The sequence below is a fragment of the Streptomyces sp. NBC_01618 genome (genome assembly GCF_045209435.1).
Taxonomy (GTDB): domain Bacteria; phylum Actinomycetota; class Actinomycetes; order Streptomycetales; family Streptomycetaceae; genus Streptomyces.
Map to the genome: position 1 here is coordinate 8,031,383 of NZ_CP109297.1, position 15,689 is coordinate 8,047,071.

Consider the following 15,689-nt stretch of genomic DNA (forward strand, 5'->3'; position numbering starts at 1 on the left):
GCCTTTCCTTCCCTGCGGAAAGGACATCATGAGATTCCTGCGCATCGGCCCGCCCGGCGCCGAGACGCCTGTCGTGGCCACCGCGGACGGCGAGTACCACGACCTGCGCTCCGTCACCGCCGACATCGACGGCGCCTTCCTCGGCAGCGGCGGCGTGGAACGCGCCCGCGCCGCGCTCGCGGTTGGCGCCCTGCCGCCCTTCGATGTCACTGGCCTGCGCATCGGCCCGCCCGTGGCGCGCCCCGGCGTCGTGCTGTGCGTCGGCCTGAACTACGCCGCCCACGCCGCCGAGTCCGGATCGCCTCCGCCGGAGCACCCGGTGGTGTTCTACAAGGCACCCAACACTGTCGTCGGCCCGTACGACGACCTCCTGCTCCCGCGCGGATCGGACCGGACCGACTGGGAGGTGGAACTCGCCGTCGTGATCGGCCGCAAGGCCCGCTACCTGGAGTCACCCGAGCAGGCGCTCGCCTGCATCGGGGGATACACCGTCTCCAACGACGTCTCGGAGCGCCGGCTCCAGCTGGAGACCAGCGGTGGCCAGTGGTCCAAGGGCAAGAGCTGCGAGACGTTCAACCCGTTGGGCCCCTGGCTGCTGACGCCCGACGAGGTCCCCGACCCCCAGGCGCTCGGGCTGCGGTCCTGGGTCAACGGCGAGCCCCGGCAGTCCTCCTCGACGTCGGACATGATCTTCGATGTCGCCACGCTGATCCACCTGCTCAGCCAGGTCACGGTCCTGGAGCCCGGCGACATCGTCAACACCGGCACCCCCGAGGGTGTCGCGCTCTCCGGCCGGTTCCCCTATCTCACCGAAGGCGACCTCGTCGAGGTCGAAATCGACGGCCTCGGCCGGCAGACCCAGAAAGCGGTACGAGCATGACGCTGAGGCTCTCCCTCGGTCACATCGACGTCTACGACGACAGGACGGCGACCTTCGCCCATCAGCTCGGGCTCACCGGAGTCCAGCTCCACACCCCCAACCTGCTGCCTGGGGAGACGGGTTACTGGAGCCTGGAGGAGCTGCGGGCGCTTCGCGAGCGCTGCGACGCCGACGGGCTGCGGATCGACGGCCTGGAGAACGTCCCCCTGGCCCACTTCTGGAAAGTCCAGCGGGGCCTTCCCGGGCGGGACGAACAGATCGAGAACTACCGCACGACCATCCGGAACATGGGCACGGTCGGCATAGACACGCTCGGCTACAACTGGCTGCCGACGTTCGTGTGGCGCACCGACATGGACGTGGCCGGCCGCGGCGGCGCCAAGGTCACCTCCTTCGACCTGGCCGACATCGGCGCCGGCAACGCGCTCGCCTCCTACCGGCTCTCGCCCACCGCGCTGCTGTCCGAGCCGATCACGGCCGAGCAGATGTGGGCCAACCACCAATACTTCCTCGACGCCGTCCTGCCCGTCGCCGAGGAAGCCGGGGTGCGACTGGCACTGCACCCGGACGACCCGCCGGTGGACGAGCCGCTGGGCGGCGCGGCGCGCATCTTCAACTCGCCGGCCTCGCTGGCAGCAGCGCGCGAGCAGGCAAAGGGAAGCGCGGCCTGGGGACTGGACTTCTGCCTCGGCACGGTCTCCGAGATGGGCGGCGAGGACGCCGTCAACGAAGTCATCGACACGCTCGGTCCGCTCGGCGGGATCTTCTACGTCCATTTCCGGGACGTCCAGGGAACCGTCCCGTCCTTCCGTGAGTGCTTCCTCGGCGAGGGCAACTACCACCCCGCCCGTGTCATACGCCGCCTCCACAACGTGGGATTCGACGGCTTCATCATCGACGACCATGTGCCGGCCATGGTCGGCGACCCCGACACCTGGCTCGACATTTCCTCCGACGCCTACTGCAGCCGCGGCCGCGCCCACGCGATCGGCTATCTCCAGGGCGTCCTCAACGCCCTCGGCCTCGACTGACCCTCGATCCACCGCATGAATTCTGATCACGGGTGTCGGGCGGGTTCTGGGGGACTGTAAAACGTTCGGCTCTGTTCCGTAGTCGGTGGTGACGGCAGGTAACGAGCGTCGTTGACGTTGTATGCGAGATGCCAACTCCCTTGTGGCAACGGTGTTTTCAGGGCTATCGGCACTGGTCATCGATGATGTGGCGGACGACGACGAGGTGATCCGGGTCTTGGCCCGGACCAGGGATGTTCCCTTTCCCTGCCCGATGTGCGGGGTACCGACGGGGAAGGTGCACGGATACCACGTCCGGACGGTTGCGGATGTGCCGGTCGATGGCCGCCGGGTCGTGGTCAATGTCCGGGTACGACGTCTGGTCTGCCCAGTCCTGGGCTGCCGGCGGCAGACCTTCCGCGAGCAGGTCCCTGGGCTGATCGAGCGCCTTCAGCGCCGGACCACGCGTCTGACCAGCCAGGTCTCGGGGGTGGTCAAGGAGTTATGCGGCCGGGCGGCCGCCCGGCTCACCCGGATACTGGCCGTGCCCGTCTCGTTCGCCACCGCCCTGCGGGTGCTGCGGGGAATCCCCCCGCCGGCGGTGCGGATCCCGCGGGTGATCGGGGTCGATGACTTCGCCCTGCGCCGCCGTCACCGCTACGCCACGATCGTCATCGACGCCGAAACAGGCGAGCGCCTCGATGTCCTGCCCGACCGCGAAGCCGCCACATTGGAGGCATGGCTGCGAGGGAAGAAAGGGATCGAAGTCGTGTGCCGGGACGGCTCGGCCACCTACGCCGAGGCGATCCGCCGGGCCCTGCCTGACGCGGTGCAGGTCAGCGACCGCTGGCATCTGTGGCGGAACCTGTGCGGCAAAGTCCTGGCCGAGGTCCGCGCCCACGCTCCCTGCTGGGCCGCCGTCAACCCGCCCCGGCCCGGCGGCGTCCGCGAGCAGACCACCCGCGAGCGCTGGCACAAAGTCCACGCCCTCCTCGACTCCGGCGTCGGCCTGCTCGACTGCTCCCGCAGACTGAACCTCGCCCTGAACACCGTCAAGCGCTACGCCCGCATCCCCGAACCGCCCGCAGATCGCATCGCCCCCCGCTACCGGCCCACCCTGGTCGACCCCTACCGCGACCACCTGCGCCGGCGCCGGTCCGACAACCCGGCTGTTCCCGTCACGCACCTCCTGCACGAGATCAGGGAACTGGGCTATACCGGCAGCGCCAACCTGCTGGTCCGCTACCTCAATCAGGGCCGCGCCGAAGGCGACCGTCCTGTGACGACCCCCCGCCGCCTCGCCCGGCTCCTGCTCACCCACCCCGAGCACCTGTGGACCAGAGACACCGACCTGCTCGGCCTCCTCACCGCAGCGTGCCCGGAGATGACCGCACTCGCCCGGCTCACCGGCGAGTTCGCCGCGCTCCTGGCCCCGGCCCAGGCCAACGACGACAAGCACACCCGCCACCTCGGCCCCGAGCACCTCCGCCGGACACGCCACAGCCGGAAGATCCCATAAGCCCGGGCCCGAGCTGAAGGCCGGCCACGAATCCGCCGGTGCTGCCGACCTCACCTGTGGGGCGCTTGGCGTAGCGGTCGGAGAGGGCGCCGGCCGGGAGCGCCACAACGGCGTTCGGCAGTTGGCCGAGGAAGGCGAGCGCGGCGATCTGGGTGGTGGAGGCGTGGAGTTCCAGTACGGCCAGGGTGGGGAGGGCGACGGTGCTGACCGCGGATCCGGACAGGCTCGCGCATTCGCTGGCGACCAAGCGGCGCAGATCCGGGGAGGTGACCGTCGCGGCCTTGGCCGTCTGGGTGGAGGTCGTCACCCGGCCTCACCGCCCAGCAGTTCCGGGGCGATCACGTTGGCGTAGAGCCGGCCGGTGGAGAAGTGGGTGAGGACCGTGTGGGTGAAGGGGTGGCAGTCGGGCGGCGGGGCGGCGGGGTCGACCCACACCAGCTCGGTGTGCGTGCCCGGCTCGCGGTTGTACGGGGTGCCCTCCCACTCCCGCACCGTGAAGGCGGCGCCGATCACCCGCTCACCGTCCGCCGCGTGGAAGTGGAGCAGCTGGCAGAACCGCAGGCGGTCCGGGCTGATGTGGATGCCGACTTCCTCGGCGAGCTCGCGCGCCGCTCCCTCGTCGAGGAACTCGCCGTCCTCAAGGCGTCCTCCGACGACCGTGAGCATCCCGGGGGAGTGCCACGACGTCGCCTGGTGCCGGACGGTCAGGACCCGGCCGTCGCCAGGACGCTGGAGCAGGACCATGACGTTCCCGATACTCCGGTGGACGGCGCTCACGGCCGGTCCTCCCTCATGAGCCTGTCCAGGGTCCGCCGGCCCCGGGCAGTGACCTCGGCGTCACCGTTGTCCGGGCCCCAGGCCAGGCAGTTGACCGCGTCCAGCGCGGTCAGGCAGCGCAGCGCGTGCCGCTCAGCGTCGGACAACTCCCGCCCGTAGGACCGGAGGAACGCCTTCTCGCGGTCCGGATGGTCGGCCCACTGGGTGGTCGCGAGGATGACGAAGTCCTGGACGCGGGCGGCCGGCCGGGTGCGTTCGAAGTCGACGAGGGCGACGTGCTGGGACCACAGCCAGTTCCTCGGCTGGTTGTCGCCATGGATGTAGCCGACGGGCACCGGGCCAGCGCGGCGAAGACGGGCAGCGTGGTCCCGGATCAGATGCTGCTCGTCCTGGTTGAGCCGGTCCCCGGCGCGAGCCAGGTACTTCTCCGCTCCGTCAGCGGCGGCGGACAAAGAGGCTTCGGCCTCCACCCGGTCGCCGCGGTCGAGCTCTCCCGCCTCGTGGAGCCGGGCGCAGAGCGCTCCGGCCTGCTGGTGCACGGTCCGCCACTCGACGGCGCCCAAGCCGAGTTCCTTCGCCGGGGCGCCGGGGACCGCGGTGAGCAGCAGGACCAGGTCCTGGGCGCGGCTGTCGATGAGGTGGGGCGCCCGGGTGTGTCCGAGGGCGGGGACGATATGACGGTATGCCCGGCTCTCACGGGTGAAGAACTTCACCGAGGGCGAGACCTTCAGGTAGTGGTGAACCCCGCGTTCGCCCTCCAGGTCCCACACCCGGGAGCGGTCCCAGTCGTGCGAGGCGTCTCGGACGGACACGACGGGGCCGATCCGTTGTTCCGCCCAACGCTTCAGGGCCGCGGGCAGCGGCTTCGTCGAGCTCATCCGGCACACCTCGCGCCCGGGCGCGGGACGGCGGAGCGGCAGGGCACACCGCCATCAGGTTCGGTGCGGTCAGGGAACACGGTTCCTTCCGGGGGTGTCGGTCGCGTTGGTCGTCGGGGCGCCGGATCGGCCAGTCAGGTCGGCGGATCGACGGACCCCGGCCGGTGCCGGCCGGTGTCGGCTCAGAACTGCGGCGGGGGCTCAGGCGGGACCGGGCGCACCGCCGGTGCGCTGCTCCAGTTCCCACAGGGTCCGAAAGAGCCCGGGCTCGCGGGTGAGCTGCGCGTACGTCCCCTCCTGGACCAGGTGGCCCTGGTCGAGAACGACGATCCGGTCGGCCACAGCGACATTGGCGAGGCGGTGCGTGATCAGAAGGATGGCGCGGTCCTTGGCCAGGTCCCGCAGGCCGGTGAAGACGTGGTGCTCCGCCCGGGCGTCGAGCGCGGCCGTGGGCTCATCCATCACCAACAGGCTGGCCTTCCGGTGAAATGCCCTGGTCAGGATGACGCGTTGCCACTGTCCGCCGGACAGCTGGTGGCCGCCGAACCATTCGCTGGTCAGGAGGGTGTCGAGGCCGGAACGGAGGGCGGGCAGCATGTCCGCGGCTCCGGACGCCTCGCAGGCCGCCATGAGCGCGGCGTCACTGGTGTCGCCCTGCCCCAGGGTGACGTTGTCGCGCAGCGTCAGCGGCAGGTAGGTGAACCGCTGCGGTGCTACCGCTACGTGCTTCCACGCCTCCCACGGCTCCAGCCGCGCGGTGGTCGTGTGGTCCCAGGCCACTTCCCCGGAGGTCGGCAGCAGCAGCCCGCAGATCAGCCGGGACAGCGTCGTCTTCCCCGACCCGTTCTCCCCGACCAGCGCCACGATCTCCCCGCGCCGTACCTTCAGCGACACCCCGGCCAGGCTGTCCTTCTCCGCACCGTCGTACCGGTAGGTGACGTCGCGGACCTCGAATCGTTCCGGCGGCGCCGGCAGTACCTCGGAGCCACGCGAGGCCACCATCGCCTGCCCGTGCGCGTTGTCGATGAAGTTCTGCCAGTCCTGCACGTACCAGCCGGTGCGCACCAGCCGGGCCCCGCCGTTGATGATGCCGCGTACGGAGCCGGTCGCCGTCTGCAGGGCGAAGACCGCGCCGCCGCCGGCCGCCAGGTCCATCCGGCCGGAGACCAGGAGCCACAGCAGGGTCGCCCAGACCGCCGCCGAGGCGACTCCGCCGGCCGCCGCACCGGCCAGGCCCATCCAGGCCCCGGTGTTCGCGGCCTCGCGCTCGGAGACGTTGACGGAGGCGGCCAGGCGCCGGTAGCGGCCGAGGAGGAACGGGCCGGCCAGGCAGGCCCGCATCTCCTCGCTGGACTCCATGTAGGACATGTGCCAGCGCAGCTTGTGCAGCATCCGCCGGCGCCCCGATGTCTCCAGGCTCGCGAGATACACCACGCGGGCTGCGCGCACGTACGCGGCGGCCTGCGGCAGGCACGCCAGGAGAAGCAGAGGCAACAGAACCGGATGGATCACGGTGAGGACCGTCGCGCCGGCGGCGAGGGTCGCCGTGGCGGCCAGCACGTCCTGGGCTTCCTCCACGAGGTCGGGAGTGACCTGCGCGCCGCGGTCGGCAATGTCGTACTGGTCGTTGTACCCCGGCTTGTTGTTCGCCGCGGCCTCCGCGCCGAGAGCCGCCTCGACCATGCTGACCTCCGCGGCCCGGGCGAGCACCGGCCGCAGCCGCCCCGTCAGCCAGGTCACCGTGACCCCCAGCAGGGCGCGCAGCCCGGCGGCCCCGGCGATGACGGCCAGCTGCGGAGCCGCCTCCCGCAGCCGGTCGGTGATGTCGCCGGAGGAGATCAGCGCGGTGAGGGTGCCAGTGACGGCGAACAGGCCCAGTGCGGCCAGCACACCGGTGCCGATCTGGCACGCGAGCAGCCCGGCCGTCGCGCCCCGGTCCACCTGCCACGCCATCCGCAACGACCGGCGCACCAGCACGGGCAGACGCCGCGCCATCGTGGTCGTCGTCATCTGCGCGCCGGCCTGGAGCCGGGACTCGTCCCGGTACTGGAACTCCTCCTCCTGCGCCGTGCTCCCGCTATCCGGTGGAGTTCCCTCCGCTTCGTCCGTGCTCGGTTGTGCTGCTGTGCTGCCCGAGGTCAAGTCGATCCCCCTGTCGGTCGGTCACGGCTGGTTCGCGAGGCTCAACGACGCAACCCCCGATATCGAACACACGTTTTTCGGTCGGTCCTGAAGTCCCGGGATGGAGCGTTCGAGGAACCGTGGAAACTGCACCGACCCAGCTCCTGCAACGGCACTACCACCAAGGGCGGTTGGCCGAATCGCCGAGGTTCCCAAGCGCCGTACGCCAGAGGGCGCGTTGGTGCGTGCGGGGGTCGGGCGGACTTGTAGAGTGCGGGGCTTCTGCTGCGGGCGGAGGTGCAGTTCATCCAGGAGACGTTCCTTCAGGAGGTCGTCTCCCCCCAGATGCTGCGACCACTTTGCGGACCACACGCCGTCCCGACCCCGTCCTTCGCCCTTGTTCCCGCGACTAGCCTGGCGCGGGAGGACCGCTCCGCCGCCTGACCTCCAGCACCCACCAGGAACGCGACCATGAAGACCTGCGACAACACCTCGGTCGGCATCGTCATCACCGATCACCAGGGCCGCTACCTGATGTTCGACCGCGCCACCTTCCCTCCCGGCACGGCACCTACTGCCGGCCACATCGACGACCACGGGACCGCCGAGGACGCGGGCCGCGCCGAGGTCGAGGAAGAGCTCGGCCTCACCGTTACCGGCCTCACCCACGTCACCGGCTCCTGGCGGGACAACCGATGCCGCCGCCTTCCCGGCGCACGCGTCACCGGCCACGACTGGACCGTCTACCAGGCCACCGTCACCGGCGACCTCACCCCGAGTGCCCGCGAGACGAAGAACGTCCGCTGGATCGCTCCCGACGCTCTACAGGAGTTGGCAGACCGGACGGTCGCCTACGCCCAGGAACGCATCACAGACGCCGAGTTCGAGGCCGCGCCCGGCATCGAGCCGGTGTGGATGCAGTGGCTCGCCAACATCGCCGCGATCCACATCAGCCCCGACGACCTGCTTCGGGTGGACCAGCTCACCAGATGATCGCCGCCCCGTTCTCCTGACCTACCGCGGCCGCCGCCCGGCTCCACCCCGAGCTCGGCGCGCCGGCCTCCGCGCCCTCGGCCGGCCCTGAGTGGCCTGCTGCTACAGCAGGCCCGGATAGGCGAGTTCGCTGTCCGGGGTTGCGGCTTGCGTGAGTTACGCCGGCCATGGGGGTCATGAACTCAGCGAAGAGTGTCACGCAGGGCCTCCTCCAAGACAGGTAGCCGGTCCAGCAGCATCAGAGCTGCCTCGTGCCGCACCCGCCCGTAGGCCTCAAGTGCGGCGTCGACGATGTGCGGTCGTTCCACTGGTACCGACAGCGGAAAGGCCGAGCAGAGCATGGCTGCACAGCCGACACGAAGCGAGAACAAGAGGTCGTCCGCGGACGCCTTCGGGTTGGCGTCCCGGTAGGCCAGGGTGAGATCGGTGTATCCGGTGAGCCAGCTCTCCGCACTGTTGTCCAGCACGCTCTTGGGGTCGCAGCCAAGACGTGCGATCTCCCAGGCGAGGTACCCGGGTGTTGGCGGTCGGAAGTCCACGATCGCGGCTACCTCGTTGTTCTTGAACAGAACGTTGGGGCCAGCCATGTCGCCGTGCAGGACCTGGACGGTCAGCTGTGGAAGCGAAGCGAGGGTGCGCTCGACGTCCCCCAAGATGGCTTGTCGCTCACGCGCCGCCTGCAACGCCCACGTCTCGAACTCCCCAAGCCCGGGCCTGTTCAGGTACGCATGAATCAGGCGCTCGAAGCGGTCCCGCGAGGCGGCCACATCGCACACCGCGGCACCAGGTTCCAAGATGGGTGCGGCGGCGGGATGAGCGGCGAGCCGGCTGTGGAGGCGGCCCATCGCCGTACCGACCGCTGCCCACCGTGCACCCGCCAGGTTGCCCTCGGCCGTCTCGGTGTGCGGCACGTACGACCACAGGGACATCGGCAGGCGGCCGTGGGTCTCGATGAGTTCGTGCTCGCGCGTGCGGATTGCCCGCGCGGTCGCGACACCTCCGTCGGCCGCGTACTCGGACAGTTCGACCGACGCCCGCTCCAGATCCAAGTGTTCCCGAGTGCGGTAGACCTTGGCGAAGTGCCGTTGGCCCGTTTGGTCCACGATCGCGTAATTGTCCGTCGCGGTGCCCTCCGGGATTCGCGTTATTTCTGCCGGGTGCAGCCCGTACCCGAGCACCAGCGTGTCCGCGACCGCCATGATCTGCTCCCCCTCCGCGGTGCGGCCGGGTGTGGAAGGCGCGGCGACAGGCTTGGGGGCGGGCTGGTGAGATGCGGTGGACATGGTCTCCTCGTCGAAGCGCACAGCGATAGCGGTCAGATGATGAGCGGGCGCCAGGTGGCCGGGTCGATCAGGACGCGGGCAGGACCTGGCCGCCAGGTGCTCAGCGAGCCTCGGCGGGCCACGCCGGGTGCAGCCGGGCCGCAAGATCGCCGACGGACAACGCTCCGTCAATGCGGTCATCTGATCGCGCCTCCCTCGTTCGGGTTGTCCCAGCACTCGAGCCCGACCCGGCACTGCCACCAGCTGCTGGCAGGGGACCGGCCGACCAAGCCGACACCGCGGCCCCCTGCCGCGTGACTCGGCTGCTCGAGGCGGTGAACGCGGTAACCGACGCCGGCTTCTCGTGGCGAGGGTGACCTGTTCGGCGTCGCACAGGCGGGGCGTAGGGCCGACCGGCGGGCGCCGCGGCACCAGGCAGGGATGCTCGTCGCATAGAGTGCGGGCGCGCGGGTGTCCACGTCGTTCACCAAAAGATGATCTTGGACGCCTTCATTCTCGTCTCCGCAGGCATACCTCGGGCCGCACCACCAGGAGGAACCAGTGTCATCCCCGCAAGTGATCACCCCCGCGGAGAAGCTCGCCGAGGCGAAGAAGCAGCTGAGTTTCCCCCGTATTGTTGCGATTTGCGGCTCCACTCGTTTCATGGCCGAGATGGCTGAGGCTGATCTGCGGGAGACCAAGGCCGGGAGGATTGTCGTCAAGCCGGGTTGCGATCTGAAGTCGCCGCACGAACTTTGGTCCGATCCTGTCGAGGCTGAGGCGCTGAAGGTTCGACTCGACGAACTGCACCGGTCGAAGATCTTGCTCGCTGATGAGGTGCTCGTAGTCGGCGACTACATCGGAGACAGCACCCGAGCCGAAATCGCCTACGCCCGGTCGCTGGGCAGGCCCGTGCGGTTCACGCACCCCGAAGTCGACCCCGGCGCTTGAGGGCTCACCCTCACACCCTCCGCAGGCACCCCTTGGAATTGGTCATATAGCGGGTGGCTGGGCGGTGAGAGCGAGCTCAAGCAGCGGCGGAACGCATCGCGGCCGTTATGGCGGCAGCGAGAGGTCGCCGGTGGTTCATCAAGTAGAAGTGGTCGCCCTCGTACCTCTCGAGTCCGCGGAAGTGCGTGGTGAACGCTTGCCAGGAGAGCAGACGGTCCTCGCCGATCAGCCTGTCGCGGTGGCCCCCGAATACCGAGAGCGGAACGGGCAGCGGTTCGGGGGCGCGGGGAGGAGCCCAGGTGTCCAGGAGTTTGAAGTCGTTACGGAACACCGGGGCGAACGTGCGCCAGACGTCGTCGTTGTCGAGGAGCTGCGGTGGGCTGCCCACGTTCCGCAGCCAGCCGCGCAGTTCGTCGTCCGACATCAGGTGAGGGCGGCCGTCGGCGCCGGCCTCACCTCGCGGGGCGCCGTAGGCGGACACACCCAGCCAGACCGGGAGCGGGTCCCCCTCGTGGTGAAGTCGGCGGGTGAGCTGGTAGGCGATGAGTGAGCCCAGGCTGTGGCCGAAGAACCCGAAGGGCCGGTCGAGTAAGGGAGCGATAGCGGTGTGGAAGTAGTCGACCAGCCGGTCGCAGTCGTCGATCAGCGGCAATGTCTGCAGCTGGCCTCGGCCGGGGGCCTCCAGGAGGCAGAGTTCCCAGTCCTGGGGGAAGTGCTCCGCCCAGCCCCGGTAGAGCAGATGTGAGCCGCCGGCGTGGTGGAACATGAACAGGCGCGCCGCTGGGTCGCTCAGCGGCCTCGGGCGGATGACCGGGCAAGCAGGCGTCTCGCCGACGAGCTTCGAGATGACGAAGGCGTGCAGCTCAGCGAGGGTGGTGGCACCGCGGATGACCACAGTGTTCTCCGGGACGCCGAACGCAGTCTCCACGCGGGTTGAGATCTCGAGCATCAGCAGCGAGTCGATCTCGAGCTCGTCGGAGAAGTGCGCCTCGTCGGTGACCTCCTCGGGTTCGATCTCCAGTGCTCCGGCTATCAGCGCGCGGAGCTCCTCGATGTTTACGGACGCAGTGGTCATTGGTGTTCCCCTCGTGCTTACGTGGATTGACGAGTGGTCGGTCAAGGGGTCAGCAGCAGAGCGGCTGCCGCGTCGTGGTGAGGGCCTCCAGCTGTGGCGAGCGCGTTCCCGGTGGCGTCGCTCTCCAGATGGGCAGCCGCGGCGGCGCACTGCAGGACGCCCAGTGCCCCGGACAGCGGGCCCAGCTGGGCTTCCAGGTCGATCCGGCGCGTGGCTGCGAGCAGCTGGCCCGACCCGGCACCCGCCTCGTCCACGAGCCACAGTCCGACGGATTTCTCCTCAGTCACACCGGCGGAGGTCAGCGCCGCGGTGAGATCCCGGGCCCGTGCGTACCCGGCGATCGTGGCGCGCGGCCGTGTGCCATGGGAAGCGGCTGCGGTCGCTGGTTCCAGTACGATCGCGACCGCCGCGTCGGTGGACTGCTCGCCGAGCAGCTTCGTCGCCACGTCGTTGGCTGGTTCGACGCCGACGACGACGGCTGCTTCGGAGCGCCCCGCCACGATGAGGTTTCGGGCCCAGGCGAGGGCGTCCAGACCGCTGGTGACGCCGTTGCAGACGGTGAGGTTGGGGCCGCGCAGCCCATAGCGGATGGCCACCCAGCCGGCGATGACATTGCTTGATGTCTGTGGCAGGCCCAACGGGCTGAGGCCCCTGACGCCTGTCCTGGCGATGGTGTCGGTGGCTTCGCAGACGCTGTCCACGTTGCCCAGGTTGGTGCTGACCACGACGGCGGTCGAGTCAGCCACGCCCGCGAACGTCGCGTTGGCGTCGGTCAGGCCCGCGTCGTGGAGGGCGGACTCGGCAGCCCGCAGGGCGAGCCGGGACGCGCGGTCCTTGTGGCGCATCTCGCGTCCGCGGAGTCCGGTTGCGGGGTCGAAGCCGCCCTCGCCGGGCAGCGGTCCGAGGAGGTCGCCGTACGTCGCGACACCTGGGAGCGCCAGTCCGATGCCCGTGACGACGACCTCCCGGGTACTTGGGTTACTCATCCGTGCGGTACTCGTCCAGCTCATCGGGCTGCCTCCACGATCGCGACGGCGTTGATCCCTCCGAAGCCGAAGGCATCGATCTGAGCGATGGTCAGGTCGGCGGCTGCGGGGGCGCCCTGCACCAGGCCCAGTCCTGCGGCCTCGGAGATCGGGTCGGTGAGTCCCAGGACCGGGGGTACCGTCCCTTCCTTCATGGCGAGCCCCGCCATCAGGAGGCTGAGGAGTCCCGAACCGCCCAGAGTGTGGCCGGTCATCGCCTTGATGGCGGTCATCCGTGGACCGGTTCCGGCGCCGTGGAAGATGTGGCGCAGGACGCTCGACTCCGTCAGGTCGTTGCGGGGGGTTCCGCTGCCGTGCAGCATCACCAGGTCGATGTCCTCCGCCCGTACCCCTGCTCTGCTGTAGGCGTCCTGGACCGCACGTGTGATGCCGTCGGGGTCGGGCGCGGTGGCGTGGCGAGCGTCGCAGTTCATGGACACCCCGCGCACCCGGGCGTGCACTGGCCCGTTCCTGGTGCCGGCGCGCTGGACGACGACGGCTGCCGCGCCCTCACCCATCAGCATGCCCTTGTGCGTGGCGTCGAAGGGGCGGAGCGCGTCGGGGATGTCGTTCTGCACCCGGTCGAGCGTGCCGAAGCCGCTCTCGGTGGCGGCGTCGGTGCCCGCGACGACGACCGTGTCGGCCATTCCGAGCTCGATCATGTCGGTGGCCATGCCGAGCGCGTACAGCGTGGCTGAGCAGGCGTTGGCGAAGGTGTACGTGGTGGACGCGCCGAAGGTCTCCTTCAGGGCGGTGCCGAAGTGCAGGTCTTCGAGGGCGGCTTCCGCGTTCTCACGCCACCACAGTTCGAGGCTGCGCTGCTCGCGCATGGTGGTCCCGACCAGCACGGGTACCTGTGACAGGTCCTCGCCCAGGCCCGCGTCAGCGACTGCCTGACGAACGACGGTGGTGAGCCAGCGGGTGGCGCGCCGCGGGATGTCGCCGCCGCCCTCGGGCCGGTCGTCTATCTCGTAGGCGTATGCCGCCCTGTACTTGTCGGGGTTGAACGCTCGCAGAGGCTTGCGGCTCTCCTGGCCCGCGCACAACGCGGCGAATATCTCCCGGGGGCTGGCACCGATGTTGGCAACGGCGGCCATGCCCGTAATGTCCCAGGTCACGGTTGTGTAGCCGCCTTCCTGAGCTCGAAGGCGGCCAGCTTGCCGGTTGAAGTGGTCGGGAGCTCGTCGAGGAACTCCAGACGGGCGGGGCGCTTGTGGGCGGCAAGACCGCCACGGATCGCGGCGATCACCGCGCGCCGCACCACGGCCTTGTCGGATCCCGGCCGGGCCACCAGATACGCCACGGCCTGCTCCAGGCCGTCAGCATCGCGGCCGCCGACCACCACGCAGTCCTGGACCCCTTCAGCACCGCGGATGACGCTCTCGATCTCACTCGGCACGACCTTGTAGCCGCCCAGGTTGAGCAGGTCATCGGCGCGGCAGAGGTGGGTGAACGTGCCGTCCGGCGCACGGCGCACCACGTCGCCGGTGTAGGCGCCGCCGTCGGCGAAGGTGACCGTGGCGGCCTCCGGCCGGCCGATGTAGCCGAGGGCGACGGTCGGGCCGGCGATGTGGAGCCGGCCCTCCTCCCCGTCGGCGACGGGCGTGCCGTCCGCGGCGCGGACGGTCGCGGTGATCCCGGGCACCGGGGCCCCGAAGGTGCCCGGACGCTCTTTCCCTGGCGGCGTGCCGACGACCTTGTAGAGCACCTCGGTGGCGCCGAGACCGTTGAGCAGGTCGGCCTGGAAGGCGGTGCGGATCCGCTCGCTGAGCGGACCCGGCAGATTCTCGCCCGCCGCCACGCACAGCCGCACGGAGTCGGAGGCGAGCGCCGTCTCGGAAGCGTTCAGCAGCGCGGCGTACAGCCGTGGGACCGAGAAGAGCACGGTGGGTTGGTGGTGCCGCATCGCGGCGGCGATTGAGTGAACGTCGACCGTGCCGCGGATGAGCGCAACGCGGGAGCCGGCCGCCAGAGGGCACAGGACGGAACTGCCGAAGCCGTAGCCGAAGGACATCCGGGCGGTGGACAGCACGGTGTCCTCGGGAGTCAGCGCCAGTACGGTGCCGATGCCGTCGGTCATCGCCGCGATCGCTCCCGCCGAGTGCCGGACTCCCTTGGGCATGCCGGTGCTTCCGGAGGTGTGTACTGCACGAGTGCCTCACGCCCCGCACTCCACGCGGCCGGTGGCTCAGCCTCCTGCGGGCGGCGTGCGGGGCCGGGCTCGGCAGTGGCCAGAGCGGCGCGGACGTCAGCGCCGGCGAACTGGGTTGTCGTCTCGAACAGCTCCTCCAGGGCGCGTTGCCGCTTGGGGACTGCGTCGAGGTGCACCATCGCGGCGGCGCAGTTCTCGGCGATGTAACGGACTTCGTCGTCCGTGAGCATCGGGCTGATCACCACGGGGACGCAGCCGTGCCACCACAGGCCGAGGACGGCGACGACGGTCGCCACGGAGTCGTCGGCGATCAGGAGGCCGCGGGCGCCCTGAGGCACGCCTGCTGCCCTGAGGGCGCCCGCGTACCCACGTGCTGCCTCCAGGAGGGCGGCGTAGGTGATCTCCCCAGCCTGGGGGTCGAGGTAGCTGGTCCTTTCACCCCGGCCGGCGGAGACATGACCCGCCACCAGGCGGTCGATCAGGTTGACCCCGTGGAGGCTTGTCGCCCGCTCGCTGAGCACGGACACCGCGGCGTCCAGGCTGGTGAGGGCTGCCGCTTCCTCAGCGGACAGGGCTCCGAACTCGCGCTCGATCGCGGCCGCGATCGCAACCTTTTCCAAGGAGCTGATTCCGAGTTCCTCGTAGAACAGGGCACTAGACTCGATGTCGTCCATTTCCACTTCGAGGACAGACGCCACGATCTCTCGCAGCCTGTCGAGGACTGTATCGATGGGTTCTGCATCGCGCACCGGGGAGGGTCCTTTCCGTATCTTCGTAGCCGAGAAGTGAGATCTGGTTGGAAGAGAGCGAGGATGAGCCGGAGACCTGCTCCCGGCCCTGTGCCGTTCGCCGGAACGCCGCTTGGTTCCGGTCGGGAATGCAAGAACGGGATGGGATGCCGCAGCCCTCAGCGGGAGTGCTCAGGATTCCAGACCGACCTCGCAGGGGAAGAAGACAGAAACGCCCAGGGGCTTCTCCGTGAAGATGACCCTCTTGGAAAGCGCAGACATGAAGCCGAGCTCGAAGATGGTGCCGTTTCCGACGAG

13 protein-coding genes and 1 pseudogene are annotated in these 15,689 nt (G+C 69.8%); 5 read left to right on the top strand and 9 right to left on the bottom strand.

Annotated elements, in window-relative coordinates:
* Positions 1 to 28: 28 nt before the first annotated feature.
* The 3 genes and pseudogenes from OH735_RS37505 to OH735_RS37515 all read left to right on the top strand — a co-directional run.
* Positions 29 to 880 carry a fumarylacetoacetate hydrolase family protein gene (locus OH735_RS37505; RefSeq protein WP_406386240.1) on the top strand — a complete coding sequence of 284 codons (852 nt, stop codon included), beginning with the start codon at positions 29 to 31 and terminating at the stop codon, positions 878 to 880.
* Entirely contained in the window at positions 877 to 1,911 is a 1,035-nt protein-coding gene (locus OH735_RS37510) for a mannonate dehydratase (protein ID WP_406386241.1), read from the top strand. Before OH735_RS37505 ends, OH735_RS37510 begins: the two co-directional genes overlap by 4 nt.
* 151 nt (positions 1,912 to 2,062) lie before the next feature.
* Positions 2,063 to 3,352, top strand: a pseudogene (locus OH735_RS37515) (ISL3 family transposase); the annotation flags it as partial.
* Between the two features lie 360 nt (positions 3,353 to 3,712).
* Here the strand turns inward: OH735_RS37515 and OH735_RS37520 are convergent.
* The 3 genes from OH735_RS37520 to OH735_RS37530 all read right to left on the bottom strand — a co-directional run bounded on the left by OH735_RS37520 (position 3,713) and on the right by OH735_RS37530 (position 7,206).
* Complete coding sequence (locus tag OH735_RS37520; protein ID WP_389120744.1) at positions 3,713 to 4,186, bottom strand: NUDIX domain-containing protein; 474 nt, start codon at positions 4,184 to 4,186, stop codon at positions 3,713 to 3,715.
* Positions 4,183 to 5,064 (bottom strand): phosphotransferase, encoded by an 882-nt coding sequence (locus OH735_RS37525; RefSeq protein ID WP_406386242.1) that lies wholly within the window; start codon positions 5,062 to 5,064, stop codon positions 4,183 to 4,185. The genes OH735_RS37520 and OH735_RS37525 overlap by 4 nt, the downstream gene beginning before the upstream one ends.
* A gap of 201 nt (positions 5,065 to 5,265) precedes the next feature.
* Positions 5,266 to 7,206 (bottom strand): ATP-binding cassette domain-containing protein, encoded by a 1,941-nt coding sequence (locus OH735_RS37530; protein ID WP_406386243.1) that lies wholly within the window; start codon positions 7,204 to 7,206, stop codon positions 5,266 to 5,268.
* Positions 7,207 to 7,656: 450 nt separating this feature from the next.
* Here OH735_RS37530 and OH735_RS37535 point away from each other — a divergent pair, with 450 nt between their 5' ends.
* On the top strand, positions 7,657 to 8,178 hold the full coding sequence (locus OH735_RS37535) for an NUDIX hydrolase (protein ID WP_406386245.1): 522 nt from the start codon (positions 7,657 to 7,659) through the stop codon (positions 8,176 to 8,178).
* Positions 8,179 to 8,360: 182 nt separating this feature from the next.
* On the opposite strand, the gene OH735_RS37540 is transcribed toward OH735_RS37535, so the two are convergent.
* A complete protein-coding gene (locus tag OH735_RS37540; RefSeq protein ID WP_406386247.1) occupies positions 8,361 to 9,461 on the bottom strand; it encodes a phosphotransferase enzyme family protein in 1,101 nt (366 codons plus the stop codon).
* 540 nt (positions 9,462 to 10,001) lie between these two features.
* On the opposite strand from OH735_RS37540, the gene OH735_RS37545 reads away from it, so the two are divergent.
* Positions 10,002 to 10,391 (top strand): hypothetical protein, encoded by a 390-nt coding sequence (locus OH735_RS37545; protein ID WP_406386249.1) that lies wholly within the window; start codon positions 10,002 to 10,004, stop codon positions 10,389 to 10,391.
* Positions 10,392 to 10,467: 76 nt separating this feature from the next.
* On the opposite strand, the gene OH735_RS37550 is transcribed toward OH735_RS37545, so the two are convergent.
* Genes OH735_RS37550 through OH735_RS37570 form a run of 5 tightly spaced genes read right to left on the bottom strand, consistent with a single transcriptional unit; the run spans position 10,468 to position 15,392 of the window.
* Complete coding sequence (locus OH735_RS37550) at positions 10,468 to 11,466, bottom strand: thioesterase domain-containing protein (protein ID WP_406386251.1); 999 nt, start codon at positions 11,464 to 11,466, stop codon at positions 10,468 to 10,470.
* A 41-nt stretch (positions 11,467 to 11,507) separates the two neighbouring features.
* Complete coding sequence (locus OH735_RS37555; protein WP_406386253.1) at positions 11,508 to 12,452, bottom strand: beta-ketoacyl synthase N-terminal-like domain-containing protein; 945 nt, start codon at positions 12,450 to 12,452, stop codon at positions 11,508 to 11,510.
* Between the two features lie 20 nt (positions 12,453 to 12,472).
* Positions 12,473 to 13,609: a beta-ketoacyl synthase N-terminal-like domain-containing protein gene (locus OH735_RS37560; protein WP_406386255.1), complete on the bottom strand. Its 1,137-nt coding sequence runs from the start codon at positions 13,607 to 13,609 to the stop codon at positions 12,473 to 12,475.
* The gene (locus OH735_RS37565) at positions 13,606 to 14,613 is read right to left on the bottom strand and encodes an AMP-binding protein (RefSeq protein WP_406386257.1); all 1,008 of its coding nucleotides are present in this window, start codon (positions 14,611 to 14,613) and stop codon (positions 13,606 to 13,608) included. Before OH735_RS37565 ends, OH735_RS37560 begins: the two co-directional genes overlap by 4 nt.
* Positions 14,568 to 15,392 (bottom strand): AMP-binding protein, encoded by an 825-nt coding sequence (locus OH735_RS37570; RefSeq protein ID WP_406386259.1) that lies wholly within the window; start codon positions 15,390 to 15,392, stop codon positions 14,568 to 14,570. The genes OH735_RS37565 and OH735_RS37570 overlap by 46 nt, the downstream gene beginning before the upstream one ends.
* Positions 15,393 to 15,689 lie beyond the last annotated feature (297 nt).